Below are 1,212 nucleotides of genomic sequence, written 5' to 3' on the forward strand. Positions count from 1 at the left end.
TCCCACTGGTCATCGCGTAAACTATAGCGCCGCATCTGTCTGTCTCCCTCAAAACGGGAAAACAGTCAGCACACGCAGACACAAAGTACAACCCTCACATGCCACATTCAGAGCTTAACTGACGACACGCCGTAGTTCAGGTAAGAGATCGAGGCAATGGGAAGAGGGAGATCAATGCACTGACCACCGCACTATGCGATGATTATAGCGTGATGAACCAGACTCTATTCCCTCATCTGGGGCAGCCTAGATCCGGATGATTTAAATAGCGTGTGTAATGTCATGGCGGGACTACCGGCAGCCTAACTGGGCGTACGATTGACCGACGCCGATTTGTAGAAGAACACGATCCACGTATTGGCTGTTGTATGACAGCAACACCCCATCCAAGGACGGCGATCAAAATCCCAACCCTGAGAATGGCCGCCACCTACTGGTCCGGGATTGAACCGGCACGGACGATACGAATAAAATCAGAAAATATTAATTAGTGTTTCGTATAATTTATATTATATAAATAACACAAACCTCACTCTCGTAATAATATATAAATTATTCTGATAAAGTAAATAAAAAATTCGTATATTTATTCTACTGCGTGCCAGCACATAAAGCAGGGCGCCAAACTCAGGTGTGACTGGCATTCTGGCCTCAGCCATGGCCTGATAAAATCCGTGTTCTCCCTCATGGCTCAGTCCTGCGGACTGCGCTTCTGCACGTCGAACGGGATCCTGTTCAATGGTCTCGGAATAGAGACGTTCAAGAACCCGCTGGATAGCTGGTGTGAATTGTGGACGAAAGAGGTGATCGGTCATGGTAACTCCGCAGACAAGACTGGATACAGATAAAAATAATCCGTCGTTTTATGCTGGCGTTACTCGCATTTTCACCGAGGATACCGACCTCGCTCTGGCTCCACGGAAATGGCCGCGTCAGGTACGCTCGCGAGCGACTGTGGACGCCATTCTGGAAGCGACTGCTCTACTTCTGGAAGAAGGAAAGTCCTGCAGCACTAACGCAATTGCGGAGCGTGCCGGCGTTGGAATCGCCACCCTTTACCAGTATTTCGACGGCAGGGACGGAGTCATTGCCGCCCTCAGCCGTCAAGTGCGGGTAAGCATCCGGCGGGAGACGCGGGCGTATTCAGGCGGCGATGGTATTGTGGACCTGCTGGTGGGCTTTCCAGTGCCAGGGCAGGAGTTCATGGAGGCG

General features: G+C 50.8%; 2 protein-coding genes. One reads left to right on the forward strand and one right to left on the reverse strand.

Going from position 1 to position 1,212, the window contains the following annotated elements; genetic code table 11:
- Positions 1 to 509 precede the first annotated feature (509 nt).
- A complete protein-coding gene (locus CFR79_RS15750) occupies positions 510 to 815 on the reverse strand; it encodes a hypothetical protein (protein WP_146220165.1) in 306 nt (101 codons plus the stop codon).
- On the opposite strand from CFR79_RS15750, the gene CFR79_RS15415 reads away from it, so the two are divergent.
- The coding region (locus CFR79_RS15415; protein WP_146220166.1) for a TetR/AcrR family transcriptional regulator at positions 814 to 1,212 on the forward strand (399 nt) is incomplete at its 3' end. The two genes, CFR79_RS15750 and CFR79_RS15415, sit on opposite strands and share 2 nt — an antisense overlap.

The organism is Komagataeibacter saccharivorans (assembly GCF_003207825.1).
In the GTDB taxonomy this organism is placed as follows: domain Bacteria; phylum Pseudomonadota; class Alphaproteobacteria; order Acetobacterales; family Acetobacteraceae; genus Komagataeibacter; species Komagataeibacter saccharivorans.